This is a genomic window from Pseudomonas sp. LAMO17WK12:I10, assembly GCF_900215185.1.
GTDB lineage: Bacteria > Pseudomonadota > Gammaproteobacteria > Pseudomonadales > Pseudomonadaceae > Aquipseudomonas > Aquipseudomonas chlororaphis.
In genome coordinates this window covers 1-6,150 of the sequence record NZ_OBDX01000063.1, presented here as the reverse complement: position 1 = coordinate 6,150, position 6,150 = coordinate 1, and the positions used below count along the sequence as shown (strand labels likewise).

Sequence of the window (6,150 nt, the reverse complement as noted above, 5' to 3'; positions counted from 1 at the left end):
CCGGAGCACGCTGCCGACTCGGCCGGTTGGTTCTGGCACCTGGCCGGCCTCAACTCGCTGGCCGACAAGGGGCCGTCGGCGTTCGAGGCCATCACCCGACGGATCAACGGCGGACTCAATGGGCTGGATGATCGTTTGGCGATCTACAAGCGTGCCGAGCAGGTGCTGATGTGATGTCCCTGGGCTGGAAGTGGGGCGTGCTGGCCCTGGTGTTCGGAGCGGCAGTAGGTGCTCGCGTTGCTTGGGTGTGGCAGACCGATGAGCTTGCCAAGCAGGCGACGGCGTATGAGCGACAGCTCGCTGTGAAAGACCTGGCGCATGGACGCGAGCGAGAACAGGCCGCATTGGCAGCACTCAGGCAGTTGGAGTCGCAGCAGGCCCTGCGCCGCGAGCTGGAGGATCGCCTGCAAACCCAAGATCAAACTCACTGGAAGGAGATGAACGATGCTCAACAAGCCCAGGCTCGCTTGCGTGATCGGCTGGCTACTGCTGATCTGCGGCTGTCAGTCCTACTCGACGCCGGAACCGCTGCCGCCCAGGGTGGTGACAGTGGGATGCGAGCGCCCGCCGGCACCGGAGGCCTGGTGGATGGAACCGTACGCGCCCAACTTGACCCAGCGCATGCTCGACGAATTATCGCCATCACCAACGAAGGCGATCGAGGACTGATCGCGTTGAAGGCCTGCCAGGCCTACGTCCGTGAAGTCACCAAGTAGTAAAGAGGTGAGCCGGGTGGATGCGCCAACATCCAGCCCGGCCCGCCGAACTCGCAGACCCTTCCTGCAAGTCCAGCCGCGGCCTCTGCCCCGAGCGGTTTCGTGATGATGCCCAGGCGCTGGCTGGTGGAGCGGACTCATGCCTGGAATGAGAGGGCGCGGCGACTGATCATGCACCACGATCGGTTGCTCACCGTAAGCGAGGCGTGTGTGGCTGGCCGAAGCACGCATACTCGCGCGCTGGCTCCCCACATGATTTTACCTACACTCTCCTAAGCCGGCCGAGGTGGACGCCATAGTAAAACAGATTGCCTGGCTCTGAGCACCAGTGCCCTGTTCTTCTATTATTGTTTGCCCCTTGGATCACCTGAGCCTCGACCGCAAGCGGTTTTCCCTAGGCCCTGTACGAAAAGTACTGCCGTAGGCATCGCAGCGTGCAAGCCAGCGTGACCATCGCGGCAAAACTTCTGGCGAGCTTGTCGTAGCGGGTGCCGATTCTCCGGTTCTCTTTCAGCCAGCCAAACATCCGCTCGATGATGTTCCGTTGCCGGTATTTCGGACGATCAAACAGTCGGGGTAGTCCTGGCTTGGGTTTGCGCTTCATGGTGCGCTGCGGAATCACCGGCTGCATGCGGTAGCGATCGCAGTACTGGCGCAGATGCTCGGCATCGTAACCTTTGTCTGCCAGTAACCAACGGCAGCGCTTACGCGGCCGTCCCGACTTCCCGGGGATACGCACCTGATCCAAGAGCGGCTGAGCATATGCAATATCGCTGGCCTGCCCCGGTGACAGCATGAAGCGAAGAGGTATCCCATTGGCATCGCAGATCAGGTGAATCTTGGTGGTCAGGCCGCCTCGACTACGTCCCAATGCATGGTCTACCCGCTCTTCTGGCCCCCCTTTTTCCCGGCGCCAGAAGAGGCTCGGGTTGCGTGCACCGCAGTGGAGTTGATCATCCACGTATCCAGGTCAATCAGCCCTTCCTGATTCAGCCGGACGTGCAATCGCTCAAGTACTCGGTCAAACGTGCCGTCGTCTCGCCAGTCACGGAACCGTTGATACACCGTCGACCACGGGCCGAAACGTTCCGGCAGATCCCGCCAGGCGGCTCCGGAGCAGAGAATTCAGAAGATGCCGTTGAGCACCAACCGATCATCACTTCGAGGTCGGCCCATCTTCTGTTCCGGAGAAACCAGATCCTTGATCAACTCCCAGCCCGCATCCGGGAATTCGTAGCGCTTTGCCATGTGGGCCTCCAGCCAATCATGGCAGCGATTCTACCTGCACCGACTTTTCGTACAGAACCTAGGCTGAGGGGCCTCGCGCTCATCCACTGCCCGGTCAGACGGACATTGGGAATCTCCCTTCTATTTCGTCTTGGCGGTTGTTTTTCCTTTCGGCGTTTGCGATTCAGTATGTTGAGCATCTTCGCGATTTGACAGGGCATACCACCAGCTACTATTTGTCGTGCCTCGACTCACCATGTAAAGGAAAATGCTGTCACACCACTGCCCCGTTTTTCGGGGCTTCAGTACAGGGGCAATGAGGTCCATGGCCATTTCTCCAGCAGAGCAGGTTAGAGTGACAGCCCTTCACAACCGATGGAGCGGTACAAGTAACGCTCCAGCAGATCACGAGTAAACACCGGCTCTTGGATGTCGCTGCCTTGCAGAAAATGTTTCACGTTACTGCAATCCCACAGATAGGTGTCCTGATAGAGCTGCACCGTGGACTGGCCCCCTGTCATGTTGTCCTTAAACAGGCTGAGCAATGGGTAGAGGGGGGCATCCGCATCCTGTTCCCATTGCGCCAACCAGTCGGTGAAAGGCAGCGGGCTGAAGCGGAAGTCGAAATATTGTTCGAGCAGGTTGAAAAAGGCGTTCAGCGTTAGGTTGTTCTGTTGTTCGTGAATCAGGTTGAATTTGTGGCCCAACGCCTTGGGGTTACGAGTGATATATGCAATGGCGCGGGTCATGTAGTCCACGGTAGTGAGCCCCTCGCGCAGATCTTGCAATGCGGGAACGGTGCCGGTATCTAGACAGGTTTTGACCAGCCGCCCCCACCACTGATAACCAGCGCTGACGCCGGTCATGCTGTGGCTGGTTGCATAACCCAGGCGGAAAGTCATCAGCGGCAAGCCGCGCGCAGCAGCTAGATCCGCGATCTTCTCCATCACCCATTTGCTGCGCACATACCCGATGTCCGTGATCACGGCGGGTAGGTTCTGGTCGATGTCGTCATCCTCACGCATTATCCGTTTTCCTGTATGCAGATGTCCCCAGCTATACACGGAGATGGTGGAGAGCAACATAAGAGGCTTGGTGCGTTCGACGGCAGCGAAACGAATGACCTCTCGCAACCCCTGCACGTTATCTCGCTTCATGTATGAATAGGGTTGAATGAAATTTACCGCACTGGCGGAATGATAAATGATGTCGGTTTCCTGGCTTATACGATGATATTCCTCCTGCTTTAGCCCGAAGTGGGGCTCTGCCAGATCGCCAGCCAGGGGGTGAATGCGGGCAAGGTGCTCATCCGTCAGTGGAATTAGATACCGATCCAGCGTGTCGGTGAGTTTTTGTCGAGCCGTTTCTGTATTTTTACTACGGATCAGACAATAAATGTGTGCGTGAGTGCTTTGTAGCAAGTCTGCCAACAGGTGGGAACCTACAAATCCAGTTGCTCCAGTCAGCAAGATATACCGCGGCGTACTGATTTGCCGCTCGTCAAAATGCGGGTTGATACGAACGTCATCCGGCAGAAAAATATCGTCCTGTAGAATACGCAAGGGTTCGCTGTCGGCAGTCGATGGTGCGGACAGGTTGCGCAACTCCAGCGCGTGGGCCAACGAACGTATCGTCGGGTAGTCGTAGATGTCGCGTACATAAGCTCGGATGCCAGTTTGTTTAGTAATGGCCGATGCCATCCTGGCGGCTAGCAAGGAATGCCCTCCGAGTGCGAAAAAGTTGTCATCAGGGCCGGGAGTAACACCAGTTAATAACGTCTTCCAGACCTCTGTCAGAATGGCCCCTGTTCCGTGTAACGCGGCGGCTGGCGATGCTGCTGGGAGGTCCGGAAAGTAGCCGGCCAGCAGGGCCTGCTTATCCGTTTTTCCGTTAGCCGTCAACGGTAGGCGCGGCAGAATCTGAATCCCGGCAGGCATAAAGTAAGCAGGCAGTGAGTCAGTCAGATGGGCGCGCAAGGTTTCCTTTAGTATTGCGCTATTACCGCATTCAGCGGCGACGAAAGCGAGTATCCGCTTCTCGCTGGCAGACTCCTCTAGTGTAACCAGAACAACAGCGCCCTTCACCCCTTCCGCCTGCAGAAGGATGCTCTCGATTTCGCCGAGCTCCACACGGTTACCGCGAATTTTCACCTGATCGTCAAGACGGCCAAGATATTGTATACGTCCGTCCGGCAACCAGCGGGCGCGATCGCCGCTGCGGTAAAGGTATTTTTCGGGCGCAAACGGCAGCGTCAGAAATTTCTCTTTCGTCAAACCGGGGTTATTAAGGTAACCAGTAGCCAAGCCCGGCCCACCGATGAATAACTCTCCGGGTTGTTCGTTCGTCACAGGATTTAATTGCTCATCGAGAATAAAAACCTCTGCACCGGCAATCGGGAAACCAATACTCGCTAGCGGATTTTGTGTGGCACAAACTACCGTATTGCATGTGGTGAAAATAGTAGCTTCTGTTGGGCCGTAATAATCGATCAACTGGAAGTTTGCCCGGGTGAGATTGACCGGATTCAGTTTTTCGCCCGCAGTGAATAGATAACGTAGCGCAAGATTGTCCGGCTGGGGCTGGTTTACAATTTCGGGAACGAGCACGGTTGGGACAAAGGCATGCGTCATTTTATGGACAGCAAAAAAGCGCAGTAGGGAGTCTGTCTGTAAGCGGGCTTCCTCATTATCTGGCAAAATAAGTGTGGCGCCACATATTAGGGGTGACCAGATTTCCCATTGCGCGACATCAAACCCGATACCCGCCATCAGCGTACTGCGACTATGTTGGTCCATATCAAAATGCGTGTTATGCCAGTTAACCAAGTTACTCAAGGCGGCGTGCGAAATCATGACGCCTTTCGGTATTCCTGTCGTCCCGGATGTGAAAATTACATAGGCTGTATCACCCGGGTACGGTAGGTGGAGTGTGGCGGGCACCTCGATGCCTTCACGAGATTGGTCAATGGCGATCACTTGCTGCGCCGCTGTTCCGGCTATTGCAGAAAATGCCCGATGGCTTATCAGAATGACGGGAGAATCACTTTGTCTGGTGATTTGCACAATGCGTCTTTCCGGATAGTGGATATCAACCGGGATATAAGCAGCACCGGTTTTGGCTATTGCCAAGATACCAATGATGAGCTCCGGCGTACGCTGTGCTATCAAGGGAACTATGTGATTGGAATTGACACCTGCTTGTTGCAATACTCCGCACAACCTGTCGCTTTCCTGGTTCAAATGTTGATAAGTCATCCTGGCATCACCATGAATGACGGCAACGTTATCTGGGATATCGGTGGCTTGTTGGATGAATTGCGACAACACATTACACATTTTCTTCTCCCGCATTCCTGAAGATAAAATCTGTATTGGTTTCGTAACTAAAAAATGAAACATACCTCGCGCATGAAGTACAAGCGCCGAGCGACAACAATCAGGCTATAGACGCCAAGGCTTATACGGTCGATTTCTCTCGGATAAAACGATAGGCGCAAACAAGTTCTGCCATGAGAAAATGATCGATGGCGGGCGGTTATTAATGCGTTTAAGTTTTCATAGGCTGCGAACCACTAGCCCGGACACGGCGACGCTGGCTAGAGGCTATCTAACCTACAAAGAAAATAATTTAAGAACAGACTAGAGTCATAGTTGCACTCCTTTGCAGGATGGGAGCTACAGTTCTGTTAGCTGTTTTATCCTAGCGCAACCAATTTGATTGTTGAAGTTTAATTTCTATAACTTCTTGCGATGACTTGCAAAGTAAAAAATTCTAAGAGGGTGTAGACAAAATCAAGCCGCCAGACGGCGTGCGAGTATACATGCCTCTGCCAGCCACACCTATGCCTCGCTCACAGCGAACAGCCGGTCGTGGTGCATAACGTGAAGTGCGCAGCATTGGCCGGCGCGAACATACGCTTATCCCTAAGCTGAGAGAGGAGGCAAAACGCGATGCCCAGACCATACCTAGAGGGTGTAGACAAAATTATGTAGTGAGTCGGCGCTCGAGTATGCGCGCTTCGGCCAGCCACACCCACGCCTCACTCACAGCGAACAACCGGTCGTGATGCATAATTAGTCGTCGAGCCCTCTCATTCCAGGCATGAGTTCGCTCCACTACCCAGCGCCTGGGCATCACCACGAAACCGCTCGGAGCAGGTGTTACCATGAACAGATCGCCTTGTTCTGAGTGCCATTGTCCTGTTCTT

Annotated in this window: 3 protein-coding genes and 4 pseudogenes; 3 read left to right on the top strand and 4 right to left on the bottom strand. The window is 54.8% G+C overall.

The features are described from left to right. The 3 genes and pseudogenes from CRO75_RS33480 to CRO75_RS31790 all read left to right on the top strand — a co-directional run. Window positions 1-174, top strand: a pseudogene (locus tag CRO75_RS33480) (glycoside hydrolase family 19 protein); the annotation flags it as partial. After that, window positions 174-716: a lysis system i-spanin subunit Rz gene (locus CRO75_RS31795; RefSeq protein WP_097140574.1), complete on the top strand. Its 543-nt coding sequence runs from the start codon at window positions 174-176 to the stop codon at window positions 714-716. The pseudogene CRO75_RS33480 and the gene CRO75_RS31795, both read left to right, overlap by 1 nt. Window positions 717-809: 93 nt before the next feature. Beyond that, window positions 810-972 (top strand): annotated as a pseudogene (locus CRO75_RS31790) (IS5/IS1182 family transposase); the annotation flags it as partial. A 138-nt stretch (window positions 973-1,110) separates the two neighbouring features. Here CRO75_RS31790 and CRO75_RS31785 read toward each other — a convergent pair. The 4 genes and pseudogenes from CRO75_RS31785 to CRO75_RS31775 form a co-directional block, all read right to left on the bottom strand. Next, window positions 1,111-1,964, bottom strand: a pseudogene (locus CRO75_RS31785) (IS5 family transposase). A 120-nt stretch (window positions 1,965-2,084) separates the two neighbouring features. Continuing rightward, window positions 2,085-2,270, bottom strand: a complete 186-nt coding sequence (locus tag CRO75_RS32785; protein ID WP_143504312.1) for a hypothetical protein — start codon at window positions 2,268-2,270, stop codon at window positions 2,085-2,087. Window positions 2,271-2,293: 23 nt separating this feature from the next. Continuing rightward, window positions 2,294-5,341 carry a non-ribosomal peptide synthetase gene (locus tag CRO75_RS31780; protein WP_239990683.1) on the bottom strand — a complete coding sequence of 1,016 codons (3,048 nt, stop codon included), beginning with the start codon at window positions 5,339-5,341 and terminating at the stop codon, window positions 2,294-2,296. Between the two features lie 586 nt (window positions 5,342-5,927). Further along, window positions 5,928-6,150 (bottom strand): annotated as a pseudogene (locus CRO75_RS31775) (IS5/IS1182 family transposase); the annotation flags it as partial.